General features: G+C 52.9%; 17 protein-coding genes. 7 read left to right on the forward strand and 10 right to left on the reverse strand.

Features of this window, described 5'->3' with window-relative positions; all coding sequences use genetic code 11:
- The first annotated feature begins 74 nt into the window (after positions 1-74).
- From AB1A64_RS02960 to AB1A64_RS02975, 4 genes are read left to right on the forward strand one after another with little or no spacing between them, the layout of a single operon-like run.
- On the forward strand, positions 75-1,001 hold the full coding sequence (locus tag AB1A64_RS02960) for a sugar ABC transporter permease (RefSeq protein WP_353012822.1): 927 nt from the start codon (positions 75-77) through the stop codon (positions 999-1,001).
- A 5-nt stretch (positions 1,002-1,006) separates the two neighbouring features.
- Complete coding sequence (locus AB1A64_RS02965; protein ID WP_366550038.1) at positions 1,007-1,879, forward strand: carbohydrate ABC transporter permease; 873 nt, start codon at positions 1,007-1,009, stop codon at positions 1,877-1,879.
- Positions 1,879-2,619, forward strand: a complete 741-nt coding sequence (locus AB1A64_RS02970) for a cytochrome b561 domain-containing protein (RefSeq protein WP_366550039.1) — start codon at positions 1,879-1,881, stop codon at positions 2,617-2,619. The genes AB1A64_RS02965 and AB1A64_RS02970 overlap by 1 nt, the downstream gene beginning before the upstream one ends.
- Positions 2,619-3,542, forward strand: coding sequence for an SMP-30/gluconolactonase/LRE family protein (locus tag AB1A64_RS02975; RefSeq protein WP_366550040.1), 924 nt, complete (start codon positions 2,619-2,621; stop codon positions 3,540-3,542). Before AB1A64_RS02970 ends, AB1A64_RS02975 begins: the two co-directional genes overlap by 1 nt.
- Before the next feature lie 199 nt (positions 3,543-3,741).
- Here the strand turns inward: AB1A64_RS02975 and AB1A64_RS02980 are convergent, their stop codons facing one another.
- The 9 genes from AB1A64_RS02980 to AB1A64_RS03020 all read right to left on the reverse strand — a co-directional run bounded on the left by AB1A64_RS02980 (position 3,742) and on the right by AB1A64_RS03020 (position 12,318).
- A complete protein-coding gene (locus AB1A64_RS02980) occupies positions 3,742-4,728 on the reverse strand; it encodes a type II secretion system F family protein (protein ID WP_366550041.1) in 987 nt (328 codons plus the stop codon).
- 14 nt (positions 4,729-4,742) lie between these two features.
- Entirely contained in the window at positions 4,743-5,711 is a 969-nt protein-coding gene (locus AB1A64_RS02985) for a type II secretion system F family protein (protein ID WP_366550042.1), read from the reverse strand.
- Positions 5,708-7,099, reverse strand: coding sequence for a CpaF family protein (locus AB1A64_RS02990; RefSeq protein WP_366550043.1), 1,392 nt, complete (start codon positions 7,097-7,099; stop codon positions 5,708-5,710). The genes AB1A64_RS02985 and AB1A64_RS02990 overlap by 4 nt, the downstream gene beginning before the upstream one ends.
- Positions 7,100-7,111: 12 nt before the next feature.
- Complete coding sequence (locus tag AB1A64_RS02995) at positions 7,112-8,341, reverse strand: P-loop NTPase (protein ID WP_366550044.1); 1,230 nt, start codon at positions 8,339-8,341, stop codon at positions 7,112-7,114.
- Positions 8,338-8,985: a TadE/TadG family type IV pilus assembly protein gene (locus tag AB1A64_RS03000; RefSeq protein WP_366550045.1), complete on the reverse strand. Its 648-nt coding sequence runs from the start codon at positions 8,983-8,985 to the stop codon at positions 8,338-8,340. Before AB1A64_RS03000 ends, AB1A64_RS02995 begins: the two co-directional genes overlap by 4 nt.
- Complete coding sequence (locus AB1A64_RS03005; RefSeq protein ID WP_366550046.1) at positions 8,982-9,479, reverse strand: TadE/TadG family type IV pilus assembly protein; 498 nt, start codon at positions 9,477-9,479, stop codon at positions 8,982-8,984. The genes AB1A64_RS03000 and AB1A64_RS03005 overlap by 4 nt, the downstream gene beginning before the upstream one ends.
- A 14-nt stretch (positions 9,480-9,493) precedes the next feature.
- Positions 9,494-11,029 (reverse strand): pilus assembly protein TadG-related protein, encoded by a 1,536-nt coding sequence (locus AB1A64_RS03010; RefSeq protein ID WP_366550047.1) that lies wholly within the window; start codon positions 11,027-11,029, stop codon positions 9,494-9,496.
- 9 nt (positions 11,030-11,038) lie between these two features.
- On the reverse strand, positions 11,039-12,010 hold the full coding sequence (cpaB, locus tag AB1A64_RS03015) for a Flp pilus assembly protein CpaB (protein ID WP_366550048.1): 972 nt from the start codon (positions 12,008-12,010) through the stop codon (positions 11,039-11,041).
- A gap of 131 nt (positions 12,011-12,141) precedes the next feature.
- On the reverse strand, positions 12,142-12,318 hold the full coding sequence (locus AB1A64_RS03020; RefSeq protein ID WP_145975006.1) for a Flp family type IVb pilin: 177 nt from the start codon (positions 12,316-12,318) through the stop codon (positions 12,142-12,144).
- Between the two features lie 373 nt (positions 12,319-12,691).
- On the opposite strand from AB1A64_RS03020, the gene AB1A64_RS03025 reads away from it, so the two are divergent.
- On the forward strand, positions 12,692-13,690 hold the full coding sequence (locus tag AB1A64_RS03025) for a helix-turn-helix transcriptional regulator (protein ID WP_366550049.1): 999 nt from the start codon (positions 12,692-12,694) through the stop codon (positions 13,688-13,690).
- Positions 13,691-14,383: 693 nt separating this feature from the next.
- On the opposite strand, the gene AB1A64_RS03030 is transcribed toward AB1A64_RS03025, so the two are convergent.
- The gene (locus tag AB1A64_RS03030) at positions 14,384-15,622 is read right to left on the reverse strand and encodes a hypothetical protein (protein WP_366550050.1); all 1,239 of its coding nucleotides are present in this window, start codon (positions 15,620-15,622) and stop codon (positions 14,384-14,386) included.
- 206 nt (positions 15,623-15,828) lie between these two features.
- Here AB1A64_RS03030 and AB1A64_RS03035 point away from each other — a divergent pair, with 206 nt between their 5' ends.
- The gene (locus AB1A64_RS03035) at positions 15,829-16,446 is read left to right on the forward strand and encodes a hypothetical protein (protein WP_366550051.1); all 618 of its coding nucleotides are present in this window, start codon (positions 15,829-15,831) and stop codon (positions 16,444-16,446) included.
- Positions 16,447-16,484: 38 nt separating this feature from the next.
- The gene (locus AB1A64_RS03040; protein WP_366550052.1) at positions 16,485-17,144 is read left to right on the forward strand and encodes a response regulator transcription factor; all 660 of its coding nucleotides are present in this window, start codon (positions 16,485-16,487) and stop codon (positions 17,142-17,144) included.
- Positions 17,145-17,155: the final 11 nt, after the last annotated feature.

Raw genomic sequence — 17,155 nt, forward strand, 5'->3', positions numbered from 1 at the left:
TGAGGTAGTGCCGGAGTTTTTGCTCGGGCACTGCCTCCCAAGACGTTACTCCAACAAGTCAAAGGGCCGCAGTCATGAGCGCTGTCGCACGGGCCAATCGGCTCACCCCATATCTGTTTCTTGCGCCTGCAGCGATCGTGCTGATCTTCGCGTTGCTTTATCCGATCGGGTATATGATCTACGCCAGTTTCCTTGACTGGAGTCCCAGCCAGCGCATTGGTCAGGCCGAGTTTGTTGGACTAAAGAACTATATCAATCTTCTGCATGACAGTGCGTTCCACGAAAGCTTCTGGGTTACGATCAAATTTGCTTTCATCGTGGTGACGCTGGAGATGGCTCTGGGTGTTGGTCTGGCTTTGCTGCTGGATCGAAACATACGCGGCATGTCCATGCTGCGGACTGTTTTCATTCTGCCCATGATGATCGCCCCCATCGTGGTCGGCCTGATGTGGCGCTATATGTATCACCCGACAGTCGGCATCTTTAACCGCACAATCAAAAGTCTGGGGTTTGACGAAGGTATCCCATGGCTGTCGGACAGCACGTGGTCGTTTATTGCGGTCGTGATTGCCGATGTCTGGCAGTGGACACCCTTTATTTTCATTCTCGCTCTGGCGGCCATGCAGTCGCTGCCACGGTCCGCATTGGAAGCTGCCGAGATCGACGGTGCAAGCGAATGGCAGAAGATCACAATGATCAAGATACCGCTGATGATGCCGGTTTTGATTGTGACCCTGCTGTTGCGCCTGATTGATGCGTTCAAAGTGCTTGAGGTCATTCTGGTTCTGACCAATGGCGGCCCTGGCCTGTCTACCGAGATCATCGCCTTGCGTATCTTCCGCACCGCTCAGGAGTTTCAGGAACTGGGTGAGGCCGCAGCGATGTCGAATGTCCTGTTGCTGATGCTGATGGGGCTGACCGTGGGGATGTTCATGTACACCAAGGTTCAAGAGGCGCGGGCCGCCAGAATGCGTGCCGCCGCCGAACAAACGGAAAGCTGAAGATCATGGCTAGTCAGACCGAAAAACAAAATCCGGCTTTCTATGCTTTGCTGGCGGCCCTGGTTGTCATGTCAGCGGGGCCAATCCTTTTGATGCTGGCGACGTCCTTCAAAATGAATGTCGACATATATGATGAAAGCGTGTCAGCCTTTTTCTTCACCCCGACAATCAGAAACTACGAAACGGTCTTGTGCGACGTGCTGTGGTACGATCCGGGTCACGTGCAATATTGCGATCCCACCTTCGGGCGGGCTCTGCGTAACTCTCTGATCGTGGCGACAATCTCGACAGGTATTACGCTTCTGATTGGCTGTATGGCGGCCTATGCGCTGGTCCGGTTTCGCTTCATGGGCCGTGGTGCCGTTTCGATGACAACACTGATGATGCGGATGGTCCCGCCCGCCGTCTTGCTGGTTCCTGTGTTTGGCATCTGGACCTTTCAGTACCACCTCGATCAATCCTATGCCGGGATCATTCTGGTCTACACGGCGATGAACCTGCCCTTTGTCATCTGGATCTTGCAGAGCTTCATCGTACAGGTTCCCATACAGCTGGAAGAGGCGGCGCGCATGGATGGCGCCAATCCGTTTCAGGTGTTCTATCTGGTTGTTCTGCCGATCATCAAACCCGGCCTCGCTGCTGCGGCGATCTTCACCTTCCGCATCGCCTGGAACGAGTTCCTTTTGGCCAATGCTCTGCTTGGCAGATCGACGCGGACGGTGCCTGTCACCATCGTGAACTCAATCACCGAATATGACATCGACTGGGGTGTGATCATGGCCACGGGCATGTTGCTAGCCGTGCCACCGATCATTTTCACATTCGTTGCATCACGGCAGATCATCACGGGCATGACAGCGGGGGCCGTGAAGGGCTGATGATCGAGTGGCTGCTTTCACCAATTGATCCGACCCGAGGGCATGACGTCGGTGTTCTGGTTTCCTGGCATGCCCGATCTATGGTGATTGCCTGGGGCGTGATCTGCCCGGCCGCGATCTTGGCCGCGCGGTACTTCAAAATCCTGCCGGGCCAGAACTGGCCGCATGAGCTAGACAACCGGTTCTGGTGGTTGTGCCATTGGAAGGGACAGACCTTTGCTTATGTGCTGTCACTTGTCGGGCTGGGGCTGATCCTTGCGAGTGCCGGAGCACGCTCTGATGCGTGGTTGCATAAGGCTCTGGGCTATACGGTTCTTGGTCTGGGAACCGCACAGGTTGTTCTCGGTGTTTTCCGAGGCAGCAAGGGCGGCCCCACGGCACCTGCATGCGATGGCAGCCTGTCGGGTGATCACTACGATATGACAGCGTGGCGGGTCGCGTTTGAGCATATTCACCGCGTTTTGGGATATCTTGCGCTGCTTTTGGCGGCGCTCGCGATCCTCAGCGGGTTTTGGTCGACGAACGCTCCGCGTTGGATGTGGATTGTGATCACCGGATATTGGCTTCTTTTGATTGCCGTTGCCATTTTCCTGCAACGCTCTGGAAGGGCGCATGATACATATCAGGCAATTTGGGGGCCGGACCCATCATTGCCAGGTAACAGAAGAGCAAAAATGGGATGGGGTACTGTCCGGCCCGGCGACCAATTGGAAAACCCCTCAAGCGAAGGAGCAGAATAGTGTTTGGCGTTTTGGAAGGCACCGGGTTCGAGGTCATCGAAAAAGAGTTTGAAAGCTGTTTCATCGGCCATGCCCGCGTTGAAAGGCTGTGGACAGGTGCGCGCTGGACTGAAGGGCCTGCCTGGTTTGCTGCTGGACGCTATCTCGTATGGTCCGATATTCCCAACAATCGGATGATGCGCTGGGATGATACGGATGGTTCGGTGTCGGTGTTCCGCGAGCCTGCAAACAACTCCAATGGCCATACGGTTGATGGGCAGGGACGTTTGGTTTCCTGCGAGCATTTGACCCGCCGGTTGACCCGCACAGAACATGATGGATCGATCACCGTTCTAGCAGATGCTTGGGAAGGCAAGCGGCTCAATTCTCCGAATGACGTCGTTGTCAGATCAGATGGCTCAATCTGGTTCACCGACCCGTCTTACGGGATCATGATGGACTATGAAGGAGAGCGCGCCGAAAGCGAGATTGGTGCCTGCCATGTTTATCGTGTCGATCCCGACACGAGAGAGGTGACAGCGGTCGCGACGGATTTTGTGAAACCAAACGGTCTGGCCTTTTCACGTGACGGCAAGACACTCTTTGTGGCGGATACTGGGGGTACTCATACACCGGGTGGTCCGGCGCATGTCCGCAAGTTCTCGGTTAGCGAAGATGGGAAAACCCTTTCCGGAGGCGATGTTTTTGCCGAATGTACAAACGGTTTTTTTGACGGGTTCCGGCTGGACCGCGATGGCCGTATTTGGAGCTCAGCCGCTGATGGCGTGCATTGCATCAATTCCCAAGGAGCTTTGATCGGGAAAGTGCATATTCCTGAGATTGTCTCGAATGTCTGCTTTGGTGGCGCGAAGCTCAATCGGCTCTTTGTAACGGCGACCAGCTCGCTCTATTCAGTTTTCTTGAATGTGAATGGAGGAAGGTAAACCCCGGCAAAGCAAAGCTACGGCATTTGGTAGCCAAGGTTACGGTTCGAATGCTGAATTGCAATGGAAGTCTTTTGAGTCGCAAATGGCAAATCTTGTGCGCCCATGAAAAGTTGAATGACTCAAAATCAAAGACTTATTTGTCATTGAATGGTAAAACTATGTGTCGCCCGACATCCTCTCAGACTACACCCAACCATCACCCAAACATGTTGATCCATCGGATCACCATCGGTGAAAGGCAGATCAGCAGAAGAACGGGCATCATACACATGGCCATAACAGCTGACATCTGCACTGGCAGCCTGTTGGCCTTTTCCTGTGCCCGAAGTTCGCGATCCACTCGCATGTCGGTGGCAAACCTCCGTAGAGAAGCAGAAATGCTGGTGCCGTATTGATTGGATTGCAGGAAGGCGTTCGCGAAAGAGTTGACCTCGTCAATGCCGACGCGTTCCGCCATGTCCATAAAGGCGGCCTGACGTTCTTTGCCGGCTTGCAGTTCCAGTTGGAGTATCGTGAACTCTTGCGAAATCTCCGGTGCCGCATGCGCCATCTCATTCGCCACTCGCACCATTGCGGCGTCAAATCCGAGCCCAGCCTCAATCGCCACCTGTAACAGGTCCAGCGCATTTGGAAGGCTGTGTTCGATGGCCTGGCGGCGCTTTCTTATACGGTGCCGCAGCCAGAGTGCTGGACCGTAGAAACCGGTTACCATCAAAGCGGTGACAATCTGCAATGCGTTCACCCAGGTGATGCTTTGCAATAGGCCAGCAATCCCAAGCTGAACCTGAGTTTCAAGCGGCAACGACAAAGCCACTACGAAAGCGGCTGGAAGCACAAAACCCATCACCAAACGGAAAAGATAAAATGATCGGACGGCATGTTTGCGCTGAATACCAGCTTGCTTAAGCATTCTGCCAATTCGGGAACGTTCGCGTTTCGACGAGGGCACAAATGCCTTAAGCAGTCCGTGCGGGTCGCTGTCATCCCCCTGTATGAGGTCAAAATCTGTTCCGTGCCCCCGAGAAATTGATCCGACCCGCATCCGGCGCGCGGCCGTGTCATCGGTTGCGGTCATGCCAGAGATTCCGAGGATTACAAAGAAAACACTTACGGCAATCCCACCTAGCACAAGATACTGAAGGGGAAGGTCTTGGCCGTTTAGAACATTTTGAATAAATTCCATTTTTTCGCTCCCAATCAGAATTTGAATTTGACGAGCCGCTTCAGGATAAGTCCTTGGGCAATCGTCAGACCGACTATCGCACTCGCAAAATATGGGAACAGCGGATCGTTTCGAACATCGCCGTAGAACGAAGGTGTGGACATCTCGATTGAGAAGTAGATGAACACCGGCAAGACTGTGAGAATTAGACTGCTAAGACGCCCTTCGGCAGAGATGGCCTTGATCTTTTTTTGCATGGTTTGCCGGTCACGGATGACCTGGGACAGAATGCTTAGGACACGGGCAAGGTTGCCGCCGGTGCCGTGCTGAATACCGATGCTGACGGCAAGATAGTTCGCATCCTCTGTTCCTACACGTTTTGCAAAATCCTGAAACGCCGTTGCAACGTCGTCGCCATAGTTAATCTGGTCTTGAATAATGCCGAACTCACTGCCTATCGGGTCCGGAAGATCTGTTGCCACGTTCCCGACAGTTACAGCCACGGGGTGCCCGACTTTCAGGCCACGGGCCATAAGGTCCAATGCATCCGGTAACTGTTTCGTCAGTTTTTTGGCCCGGGTATCCTTCATGGCGATCAGTACCAGCAGCGGCAGGACGACAGCCAGAAGGACGCCTAGAGCTGCGGCAATTTCCGGGGCAAGGAACCGGGATATTGCGACGAAGGCCGCCATGGCCAGACAGGTGGCTGCAAGGACCACCCAGATCGGGCTGATCGTCAGTCCGGCCTGGACAAGCAGACGACGAAAGCGGGCGATCAAACTGGGTTTTTCGCCAGGGGCCGTCATCGCAGGGTCACGTAGCAATTGCAAAACCTGGTCGGTTGAGGCCCCCCCTTGGATCAGCTTCATACGGCGATTTCTGGCCTCGCTGATAGATTCCTTGCGCAGGAAAAGTTGCTGTAAACCCTCGTAAGCAAGAAGGATTCCAAGGAAAATCGAAATGTAGAACAGAATGTTCAAGGTGTTTGGTTGCAGGTCAATCATGACGGCATGACCCCGCGAATAAACATGTTGGTGTCTACATCGATCCCGGCGGCGATCAGCTGATCGAAGCATTTTGGACGAATGCCGGTAGGCAAGAACTCTCCCAGTACCTGTCCGTCCTCTGACTTGCCGCGACGTTTGAAAACAAAAATGTCCTGCATCGTGATCGTGTCATCTTCCATGCCGGTAATCTCGGAAATGCTAACGACTCTGCGGGTGCCGTCGCTAAGGCGGCTGAGTTGGAGTACGATTTGTATGGCCGAAGCTATCTGCGACCGGATGGTTCTGATCGGCAAGTCAGCACCAAGCATTGTCACCATCTGCTCGACCCGGCTTAGGGCATCCCGCGCCGAGTTCGCGTGAACTGTTGTCATCGACCCGTCATGACCCGTGTTCATGGCTTGAAGCATGTCAAAACATTCAGAACCACGAACCTCGCCGACGATGATGCGGTCGGGTCGCATCCTCAGAGCGTTGCGAACCAGATCGCGTTGGGTGATTACACCTTGTCCTTCCGAATTTGGGGGGCGGGTTTCCAGACGAACCACATGGCTTTGCTGAAGCTGAAGCTCGGCAGCATCTTCGATGGTAACAATACGTTGCTTGCCGTCGATAAAGGATGACACCGCATTCAGCATTGTCGTTTTACCCGTGCCGGTGCCGCCCGAAATAAGAATATTCAGTCTTGCTTCGACAAGTGCCTCAAGGAGTTTTGCCGCCTGACCATTCATGCTTTCCTGATCAACAAGCTTACTTATTGTCAGTGGGTTGCGAGAGAATTTTCGGATCGACAAAGCGGGTCCATCGACCGAACATGGTCGAATGATTGCGTTGACACGGCTTCCATCTTCCAAGCGCGCATCGACCCAGGGTTGGGATTCGTCGATGCGCCGGCCCACCTTGCTGACGATCTTGTCAATGATCCTCAGCAGATGGCGCTCGTCACGGAACCGCACGTTTGAATGCTCCAGCAAGCCGAAACGTTCGACGTAAACCTTGTCATAGGAATTTACGAGAATGTCGTTGATGGTGGGGTCCGCCAACAACGGCTCTAATGGCCCCAACCCCATAACCTCGTGGATCAGTTCGTCCACCAGCGCCGTGAAAGCTTCGGATCGCATATGTAGGTTTTCGGCTTCGATCAGACTGGTGACCAGAGATGCGATCTGGCGTTTCAATTCCGACCGTTCGACCTTGTCGATGACTGAAAGATTGAGCCGGTCTAGAAGCTCGCCATGCAGGCGACTTTTGAGTTCCAGATGCGCCTGCAGGTCGGTGTCCACTGGATCAGGAGTCACCTTGGATTTGGTGGGTAGGTCGATGGGGCGATCCAAAGTCAGTACATTCGATTTGGAAGCAACCTTGCGTGATCTGAATTCGTTGAACACGGTGATCTCCTTTTATGCTTTCTTCGTTGCCATGGGCTGAGTGTCAGCCGAAACGGCAGCGGCCAGTTTTGCCAAGGCTTTTCCAAGATCCGATTGCGGTTTCATGTCCACAACCGGCCGTCCAAGATCTACGGAATTTCTGGCAACTTTCGGGTTGTCTGGTAGCCAATGTTTCAGGCTTTTTTCCAATACCTTCTCGGCCTCGCGGACATGCGAAGGCTTGATCAAAGTGTTCCGCTCTCTATTGACCACAATCTCAACTGGAAGGCCGACATTTGCCTCGCGGTAGAAATCAATCAATCGCCGTGCCTGCCGCACGCAGGGAACTGTGGTATCGGTAGCCAAAACCAATTGGGTGGCCCGTTTGAAAATCGGTTCAACCCATTCAACAACGGCGCAGGGAAGGTCGATGATTATATAATCATAGCGCCGTTGCAGAAGGTCCAGCATCCCTTCGATCAGATCAGGCCGCATCGATTGCAGCGGCACCATTGGCGCAGGTGCACACAACACGTCGACGCCAAGCCCATGTTCTTGCAGGATTGAAGACAAAAGGTGATCATCAGGAATTTCGGAGTTTTCAATTAGCTGAAGGAAACCGCCGTTGTCTTCGATGTCCAGAAAGACATTCGAGTTTCCGAACTGAAGGTCAAAATCCAAAAGGGCTACTCGGTTTTTTGTGGACTTCCTGAAGAAAGATCCCTTGCCACCGACAAGCGCGCACGCAAGGTTGACAGCAACTGTTGAAGCCCCGATGCCGCCGCGCGCCTTTGCGACCGGTACAACCTTGCCCAACGCCGAAGAACCATCTGAAATAGTGGTTCGTGAAACCGCGCGTGCATTAAGCTTTTCACTGACAGCGGCTTTCAGACCTTCGCCATCTATCGACAGCGGCAAAACCTCATCAATGCCGATCTTGTACAATTCACGCGCTTTGGTGATCGACAGGTCATTCTGAGTGAGCGCAACAAACAAAGTGCCATCGTCGCGGTGCGTCAGGACGGATTCGATGGCAAGAAGCTCTCCTGTGTCATCGGGGTCAATTTCAAAGATCACCAGATCATGCTTGAACGCAAGATCAAGGGCAGTACCGTTCAATACCTGAAACGACGTCCCGTTCCTGGTGACTTTATTGTCCTCATTTGCGGGAAAGACGTCAGCAACCAGCTGCGCGATCTCTTCATTTTCCGATACCAGCATAATTGCGTGTGATTTCGGTGTGAAAACATTCTGATCTCTCATCCTGACTCTCCTAATGCAAGGTCTTCAGCAGGCAGCGAGACGCTGAAATTTGAGTAACCGACTGTCGAAGATATTGTGCTGTTCGTCGCACCCGCGGCGTTTGCCAGCGCGGTCAGCGGTGACACGAATTGAAAATCGTTAAGATTCAATTCGACTGTGACCATGGGTGTATATGGGCCACCCAGGAAGCCTAAATTTGGATTGAAGTCATAGTGAAATTGTAAGTTGTCTATTGTGGCATCCGGGGGCAAAAGTGGGCTGATCCGGGTCCAGATCTCCGATGCCGTGGCATTGGTCGCGACACCCGCACACGTGGGCGTAAGCGGATCCGCACAAACCCCGGCCGAGGCACTGCAGGACGTGCCAAATCGCGGCGACGAAGTAGATGTGCCTCGCTGATGCGTCGTGGGCACTCCGGGGCATGCAGGCGGTCGAACGACTGCAATGCGCGCAGCAAGTTGCGAGGCTTTTTGAGCATTCGCAACGCTATAGGACATGCGGCCGAAATCCAGTAACGCCATGAAGAGAAACAGAAACAGGGAAACGACAATGGCGAACTCGACAAGAACACCGCCGCTTTGATCCCGCTTAACGTTGCATGCCAAACGGCGCAGCTGCGCACGGATATGCAGATGAGCCCTCATTGCCCGAAAATCCGAGACGTGTCCGAGACGTCAGTCGTCACCGACGACAGCCCGTTGCCAAAGAGAGACAGTATTCCGCCCAAAGGAAATTGGATGGTAATGTTCGCGCTGACCGTACCGACGGGCGCCGGGTTGACTCGATATGTTCCTGATACACAGGACAGGCTGGGTGTCACCGAATTGACCGTTATGCTGGGCGGGAACAGGCTGTTGGCATTTTTGTCGTCCTCGACGATGCCTTTCAATGTAGTCGTGAGCCCCGCGACAGAACCACCAGAGGTGCAGATATCTGCGGGTGTCACTCTGGACAGATAGCGACTGGCATCACGCACGCCTGCTATGACCGATTGGTATGACCACATCATGCGCGCCGATTCCAGCGTAACAGCCAGCAGCAACAGCATGAGTGGCATGACCAGGCCAAATTCCACAAGGATCGCGCCATCATCTTTTTTTATAAAGCGTCTTAGGGGTCCTGCCAGGCGGGTTTTCATGATCCTGCGCCCCCTCAACGGTACAACTGTACGAGGTCGCGAAAGATACCGCCGAACCCATTGCCACCGCTGCCGACACCTGAAACGTCAGGGAAGCCGACAATTTCGCCATGGATGTCAAAGCTGGGCGGTGAGCCGCCATCATCCCCGACCGGTTCGGTCAGAAAGACAGCAACAAACTTTGTGACCGGAACACCTGTGGTCGAGCCGGAGACCGGGTTTTGAGCGCAATCGATGCCTGCCGCGGTGACGACGCGACGCGCCGGGTTAGTCGACATTTGGTTCGAACACATCGGGCGACCGGTTTCGGCGAGGCTCGAATCTAGGATATCTGGCGCATTGGTATTTGTAAGAGAGTTTCCGTAAGCGATCTCCCTCAGGTACATTCCGTACCGAGTATTAGCGAAAACCGTATTCGTTCCGGTCAAAGGCGGCAGGTGTGCATCGGTGCCAATTCCATCTGCCAAGTTATCTAAATGGGAAACATCGTGGTTCCGGTTAAGATACCCCTCGCGATCCCAGACACCGTCCCCAAACCGGTTGTTCCCACCGCAGGTTCCCGCAGCCATGCAAGTGTCGCGACCAAGTGCGATCGTATCAGGCGTGACTTCTTCGTTTCCCTGAATGCAGGAACCACCACCCTTTTTCTGTATCCCTTTGATGACATTAGGGGCTGGCGCAAAGTCGGGGTTGTTTTTCTCACCGTTAAGTACACTACGGAAAATATCAAAGCGGACATTGAACGCCGCATTGGTGATCCCGACCTTTTGACCCGGCTCGGTGTCCAAACCATTGGTCAGCACGCATTGCGTGATCTGGCTTTGTGCCGCGATAAGGCAGGCAAGTTTATTCCCGCCTTCATCCGCACATACGCCAGAGGCATCTTCAAAGGTCGCCAGGTCGATAAAACCAAAATTACCCGGCCCCCAGGCAGTTCCATTGCCTCCGCTGCGCAGCAGGATTTGGTCGCCGACGGTCAGCGTAGTTTCCCAGTTCGGCGGCAGACAGAACATCAAAGGCGAGATATCGCAGGCCGCTTTGGAATACCCTGCGACGGCCTCGGCCGAAACGCTGGCCGATATGCCGCTTCCGCCAAGCATCCGGTCCAAAGCCGAAGCAAGGTTCATGCTAAGGGATTTGGGCGTTAGCACGACCTGCGCAAACTTGGCTTCTCTTGGGTTGGTCGTGACATCTGCGCCCAACGGCGTGAGGTCCGAAACCGGCAGGGCGGAATGAAACGAAAGCGAATAATCCGACGATCCTGAGAGCGTGGCGGACCCATTGGCAAATGTCTGGCTGTCACTGATCAAGTTGGCCGCCGCATTGGTTGCGCGGGTGATGGCGTCAGGTTGTCCGTCCAGCTCACCAGCGGCTGCCAAGGCTACGTTGTCCGCGAAGGATTGGAACTCTGCGTGGGTCGAGTTCAATCGGCCTACATCCAGCGTGATCGCAAAGAACCCGAGAAATGCAACAAATGCAGTGCCCCAAAGGATCGCGACCGTACCGCGCTCGTCCTTAGCAAAGAATGATATGTTGGCTTTCAAATACATGGCGCAGACTTACTGTGCAGTGTTCTGGCTGACTTTGAGCGAGCGGGCTTTCGGCTTGGTGCCAGAGTTGATGGCTGCCGGTGTCGACTGGGCGTCCGTTTGATCGCGGGACTCTGCATTTGGAGCCGCTTCCACTTCTGTCGCGTCGTCGGCTCCACGAGAGCTTCTCTGTATGACTTCAACCTCGGATTCGGTGCCGCGATTTACGATGATTGTCGGTTGCGCTTCGACTTTTTCAACCGGACCTTCCTCTTGCAGAAGATCGCGCAGGCGAACCATTTCCATCGGTTCATCCTCGACGCCGTCCAACGTTCTGAGTGTGAGGCTCAAGGTGCCGGCCTTTTGGGCCAAAGCCAGGCGCTGACCTTGCTGAGGGGTCACTTCTACTGTGATCGTACGGGCAATTTCGGGCTGATCACTCAGTTCTTCGGACTGCTGATCCACACCAATAACGCGAATTTTCTGTAAAATGGTCACAGCGCGCAAATCCATTTTCGCGCCTTGTGTCAAAACGATGTCTACCCAATCACCCGGAGTAACAAATCCACCAACCGCGGTAACGGCATCGACTTCGATCGCCATGGCGCGCGTGTTTTCACCCAGCTTTTGAACCAGCGTGACCTTTTCGCCAAAATTCGAAACTTTCGAAAGAAGCATGACTTCACCGGGATAGAACCGCCCCTTAGCGCGACGCAGCTGTTGGCGACTATCCGGAACAAGTACGTCTAACTCGGTAAAAACCCCGTTAGGTAGCGCTTCGCGTGGCCATAGATGAGTTGTGACGTGATGACTTTCTATTGTTTGACCAAATGCGATTTCTGAGCGCGCAACGTAGATCTCAACGAGATCGGCGTTCGTCGTAGCACTGGGTGCAGTCGTGTTAAATTGGATGTAATCTTTCGCCAGGAACACAGAGCCTGAAGCAATCGCAATTCCAAATAGTGTGGTAATAACTGGTCTGATACGCATCTCTGTCTCCAAAGGTTACGCTCAAAAAAATCGAAACTTCGTAACTGTGATTTCGAAATTCCCGGCGGTATATTCTGCGCCGTTACACGAATGAGACGGCACAGAATTTTGTTGTGGTTTGCAAATCGCAAGGAACCAACGGCTCAGCAGGTTGCGCTGCCCAGAGCTGCGCAAGCACCCGTTACGTTTGTGTTTGTAGTGGTGCCAAGATAAGAGAACGCACCAACCGCAATTGACGCGACAACCAAAAGGGCAAGGCCATATTCAACAATTGCCGCGCCGCTTTCTTCTTTGACAAACTTCTTCATAAATTTGGTCATATTTCCCCCGAAAGGTTAAATTGAAATCCACGCTGCATTTGTCACAGCGCAAGCCAGGCATTTCGCATTGGCTCTGAAATAACGGTAGCGGTGATAAAAACTTCCGCCTTCCGCAAAAAATAGGAAGAATACACGTTAAGATTGATTAGATTATAGAATAAACCCCTTAAAGGAGATAAAAATAAACTCTGCATTAACAAGGCTTTAAACTTCAATCGAATCAGTCAATCTGGAAACAATGTGGCGATTCGATGCGCAACTGTAGCTGAAAAGCTAAGTAAAATTCGTCACTAAATCTTTCCTTTGAGGCATCCAAGTGTCGGGATTTTGTCTTTTGGTGTCTAAGTTTTATATCATAATTACAAATGGTTAGATGAACACTGGAAATCGCCCGCCCTTTTTTGAATCTCTAAGCGTGACCTTAAAATCAGTTGCTGAACCCATCAACCCTGAACAAGTTTGTAATTGCGGTGGGGGCCGCGGCAGGAAGTTCTGCCTCGCAACGTTTGTTGTTTTGGTTAGTAGAGTAATGAGTATCAGTTTCTCCAAGAGCGCCCAGGCGCAAAATAGTTTCAAATTTGTTATGGAATGGACGCATGCTTTAACAAGCGAAAACTCCATTCCACAGGTTTTAAATAAGCTAATAAAGTTGGTTAATGCGGATGCCGCATTAATTGCACGTACACTTAAGGTGGAACGAAAAGTAAAATATGTTGCCCGGTGTTGCAGCGAGGAAGGAAAGGTTTGGCCCTCTCAACCTCAAACTCTGGTGGAACGGGTTCTGGGTGATAGTTTTCTGACGGCACGGGTGGGCTCAGTTTGGACGTTGTCAGACGCATTGGTTGCGGGGAACACAGCAACACCTCGTCATTTTGAGGGCAACTTAAAGGCGTTGGGCGAGGTGATCGTGGTTCCGCTTGATACAACCGGCGGGCATGTGGATCACATCGAGCTGCATTTCAGGCACAAACCTGCCCAATATGAGCTGGACCTACTAGTCATGTTGGCGCCGACACTGGCGTCAGGTTGGTGCAAGCGAACGCCTGGTTCAATCTCCTCGTATTTGGAAAAGGGTCGCAATCATAACCTGAGAGAAGTTTCTGATACCGAGCGTGTTCCGATCCTGGGCCCTCAAAATCCAGCAGGGCTTAGCCGGTGCGAGTTTCGGGTTTGCGCTATGCTGAAGGAGGGAATGACAGTTAAAAAGGTTTCAGAAGCCCTGACTGTCTGCCCAACAACTGTTCGTTCGCATCTCAGTTCGGTATTTTCGAAGACGGGCACCTCTAATCAAGTCGAACTGTTGCACTTGTTAAACCGAAAAATTCTAGCAGGCCGCAGGTCCAGAGACGCTGAAACAGCTCACTTCGGTTGACAGTAATGGAATGCCAGTTCTGCAACGCGCCTGGTTAGCTATAAAACCGAGCAAGTCGCCCTCGGTCTGTTCGACGGCTAAACTATGGCACAAAGCCGAGCATGGCTAATGTTGTTCGAATAAAATTTAGAGCAACCCAAATTTATAGTTGGGTTACAAGCGGCGAAGAGCAATTCAACACATTGTTTACGCTTCGGCGACAACTTTAACCAAAGGTGAACAATGTGTTCTCGTGGTGTTCAACAGGCATCACGCATACTCCTTCCACCGAGCCGAGACAGTTAAGGGTGCTTGGCTCCCTGGAAGGGGAACTGCATGATTAAGTCTGCCACTGAAAGCGCTATGGACCAGGTTCCTGTACACTTGGAACCATCACGTTCCACCGCGCGCAAACACTTGTCTAACAGCACGAAATCCAGAAGCGGGCGTTTCCCGCCTGTCGAAATTGCTCTGAAAGCTATCGCAAGGAATGAGCAGCTTGAAAGAGCAAGAAGGACGTCTGACCCTACATCTTGACGTCTGTAGTTTTCCCGGGAAACGTCCTACCCGGGAAAACACAAATGCAAAAGCCCGCTCCAATCCGAGCGGGCTTTTTTGAGTGCGGAGTTAGGGTTCAGGGCTAAGGTACTTTTCTGGTTCTTGGTAAACGAATGCAAAGCAAAAGCGACGCCAGGAATCACGTTGGCAGAAAACTTAGCCATTGCTAACAAGTTCTTCCTCTTGTTCTCCCTCAGGCGTCTGATCGCCATCGACCGGGTCTGTACTGGCTTCATCCTCATCGTGATCGTCGTCATCATACTTGTCTTCGCCATACGAACTGCCAAGCGCGGTTTTGACGGCTTCTTCGTCCGGATTGGATGCTCGTACAGCGCCGAGAACATTGTCTTGCTGTTCCGCCGCGATGGCTTCATCTTCTGAAAAACCACCCTTGTGATGACCCAAAATGTCGGCTTCTGCCTGATGTACGGCTTCAGCTGCGGCCAACTGATCTTTTGTAGGGCGATCAATCGGATTTCCATCGTCATCCGTCGTTAAGTCGTGCGCATCTTTGACCGCCTGCGCGTCATCCAGTGTACTAGGATCAGTCGACCCGGGATTGGCTTCCTCATTGGCGAGGACATCCTCAGCTTCTTCCAGGGACAAAGGGGCTTCGTCCAAATAGTCCAGCGCTGCGTTGATTTCTTTCACGTCTTTGGGGCTTAACGTGTTGTTTTCACCCATGATGTGATTGAATTCGGCGTCCGCGACGGCAAGGCCTGCTGCAAGGCTGACCGGCCCGGTACCTTTCTTATACTGACCGTTTGCAATATGCGCGAGCTTTGCTTTGGGGCTGGAATTAATGGCGCCGTTTAGCTTGCCGAGATTGCGCGGTTCAAGCGCAAGCGTATTATCTTCCAAAACCGCTGCTTTTCTGCTCGGCGGGCGCAAGGACCGCTTGACCGAAGTAGTCTTTGTGCGTTTTGTGGTGGCTACTGGCTTGCCACCTTTGAACAGGCCAACAATTCCCTTCCTTTGCGTTTTTTTGGCAGTTTGCTTTTTATTGCCGCCAAGCAAGCCTTTCAGAGAGAATTGACCCTTTTTGGAAGATCTCGAATTGACCCCAGCGGAGCCTTTTGACTTGTGGCCAGATTTTCCGGCAGCTTTGTTTGCTCCGCTCGTGGATGCGGCTGACCCGCTACCCTTGTTTTTATCTTTTCCGCTACTCGCGCTGTTGCCATTGCCTTTACCACCGCTGTTGCCTTTGTCGCCCCCATTTCCATTGCCGCCCCCATTACCGTTGCCGCCGCCATTACCGTTGCCACCGCCGTTTCCTTTGCCTTGCTTGGCATAGGCGGCATCGGGGAACGTGAATGCGCCAACAATTGCCGTGGATCCCAGCAAGGCGATTGCGATTGCTGAAGCTTTCATTAGGCCGGTCGTTTTGATCTTCATGACGGTCCTCGTTTGTTGAACGCGCATTTCGGCACACAGGGCAATGCGTGGAAACTTGACAGCACGAGTGCGCGTGTCGGAATCGGGAACTAACTGACAGATTTAAGCCCATTATCGTTGAACCTGCGACGAACCGACCGTTCATCGCCAGTTCATCTTAAAATCTGTAGAATTGAGGCGCGATTACGCGATATTGAGTACAGAGGATGAGAAAGCTTTTTATCATCGCTTGTCTGTTCGCCTTTCTCCAGGTTGGGGAAGGGCACGCTGCCGTGCGCGAATTAAAGCAATCCGAATTGCGCAAAGTGACAACGTCGGGCAGCACCATCAGGTTAAAGAGGGTTCTAAAAGGCGTTGAAAAAGTCTTTGGTGGAAAGCCGGTTGATGCGCGCGCGTTCCAGACTGACAAGGTCTACTATCGGATCCTTGTGAAGAAACCCAATGGTAGGATTATCAGCGTTATTGTTAATGCCCAAACCGGCGTAGTTGTGCCCAATCGTTCAAATATCGGACGCCAGATTTCCAATGCGGCCAAATCGACACCGGGCAATTCTGCCAAATCCAACTCACAAGGCCAGACCAGCAGTAAGGGCAATCAGAGTAACAATAGTGGCGGCAACGGCAACTCCGGCGGCAACGGCAACGGCAACTCCGGCGGCAACGGCAACGGCAACTCCGGCGGCAACGGTAACGGCAACTCCGGTGGCAACGGTAACGGCAACTCCGGTGGTAATGGTAACGGCAATTCCGGTGGCAATGGGAATGGCAACTCCGGCGGCAACGGTAACGGCAACTCCGGCGGTAATGGCGGTGGCAGAAAATAGTGGTTAAAAAATTATTAGCAGGCCTATAGAAACAAAGTATGAGAGTATTACTCGCAGAAGACGAACCGCACCTTTGCGAACAGATCAAAAAGCTGCTGAACGCTGAAGGCCGAGTGGTCGATATCGTCCACAATGGCATTGATGCCCAGCATCTGGGAACTACCGAACCATATGATATGATCATCCTCGATCTCGGGCTTCCGGAACGAGATGGCATCTCGGTTTTGCGCGACTGGCGCAGCGCAGGCGTAAAAACTCCGGTATTGATACTGACGGCACGTGATGGGTGGAGCGAACGGGTCGATGGGTTGGATGCTGGTGCGGATGATTACATGACCAAACCATTCCATTTGCCCGAGCTGGCCGCGCGTGTCCGCGCCATCTTGCGCCGTCAGAGTGGGCAGCTGAACCCCATTATCGAGATGGGCAACGTCATTCTTGATACACGCAATGGACGGGTGACTGTTGATGGTGTTCCGATCGACTTAACCGCCCAGGAGATTGCTGTTCTTACTTACCTGGCGCATAACGCCGGTCGCCTGATCCCCAGATCCGAGCTTTCAGAGCATATCTACGAATACAATGGTGACCGGGACTCGAATACCATCGCGGTTTTCATAAACCGGCTGCGTAACAAGTTGGGACCTGACCTGATCACGACGGTTCGGGGTCGCGGATACATGATCGATTCACTCTGATGTTGTCATTG

The sequence above is a fragment of the Ruegeria sp. ANG10 genome, assembly GCF_040705255.1.
Taxonomy (GTDB): domain Bacteria; phylum Pseudomonadota; class Alphaproteobacteria; order Rhodobacterales; family Rhodobacteraceae; genus Ruegeria.

What these genes read in the sequence shown, in the direction of transcription:
- AB1A64_RS02970 (WP_366550039.1), top strand. Translation starts at nt 1,879, where the DNA reads ATGATCGAGTGGCTGCTTTCACCAATTGATCCGACCCGAGGGCATGAC.
- AB1A64_RS03040 (WP_366550052.1), top strand. Translation starts at nt 16,485, where the DNA reads ATGAGAGTATTACTCGCAGAAGACGAACCGCACCTTTGCGAACAGATC.
- AB1A64_RS03005 (WP_366550046.1), bottom strand. Translation starts at nt 9,479, where the DNA reads ATGAAAACCCGCCTGGCAGGACCCCTAAGACGCTTTATAAAAAAAGAT.
- AB1A64_RS03030 (WP_366550050.1), bottom strand. Translation starts at nt 15,622, where the DNA reads ATGAAGATCAAAACGACCGGCCTAATGAAAGCTTCAGCAATCGCAATC.
- AB1A64_RS03000 (WP_366550045.1), bottom strand. Translation starts at nt 8,985, where the DNA reads ATGAGGGCTCATCTGCATATCCGTGCGCAGCTGCGCCGTTTGGCATGC.
- AB1A64_RS03035 (WP_366550051.1), top strand. Translation starts at nt 15,829, where the DNA reads ATGAGAAAGCTTTTTATCATCGCTTGTCTGTTCGCCTTTCTCCAGGTT.
- AB1A64_RS03010 (WP_366550047.1), bottom strand. Translation starts at nt 11,029, where the DNA reads ATGTATTTGAAAGCCAACATATCATTCTTTGCTAAGGACGAGCGCGGT.
- AB1A64_RS03025 (WP_366550049.1), top strand. Translation starts at nt 12,692, where the DNA reads ATGAACACTGGAAATCGCCCGCCCTTTTTTGAATCTCTAAGCGTGACC.
- AB1A64_RS02965 (WP_366550038.1), top strand. Translation starts at nt 1,007, where the DNA reads ATGGCTAGTCAGACCGAAAAACAAAATCCGGCTTTCTATGCTTTGCTG.
- AB1A64_RS02985 (WP_366550042.1), bottom strand. Translation starts at nt 5,711, where the DNA reads ATGATTGACCTGCAACCAAACACCTTGAACATTCTGTTCTACATTTCG.
- AB1A64_RS02995 (WP_366550044.1), bottom strand. Translation starts at nt 8,341, where the DNA reads ATGAGAGATCAGAATGTTTTCACACCGAAATCACACGCAATTATGCTG.
- AB1A64_RS02980 (WP_366550041.1), bottom strand. Translation starts at nt 4,728, where the DNA reads ATGGAATTTATTCAAAATGTTCTAAACGGCCAAGACCTTCCCCTTCAG.
- AB1A64_RS02960 (WP_353012822.1), top strand. Translation starts at nt 75, where the DNA reads ATGAGCGCTGTCGCACGGGCCAATCGGCTCACCCCATATCTGTTTCTT.
- AB1A64_RS03020 (WP_145975006.1), bottom strand. Translation starts at nt 12,318, where the DNA reads ATGACCAAATTTATGAAGAAGTTTGTCAAAGAAGAAAGCGGCGCGGCA.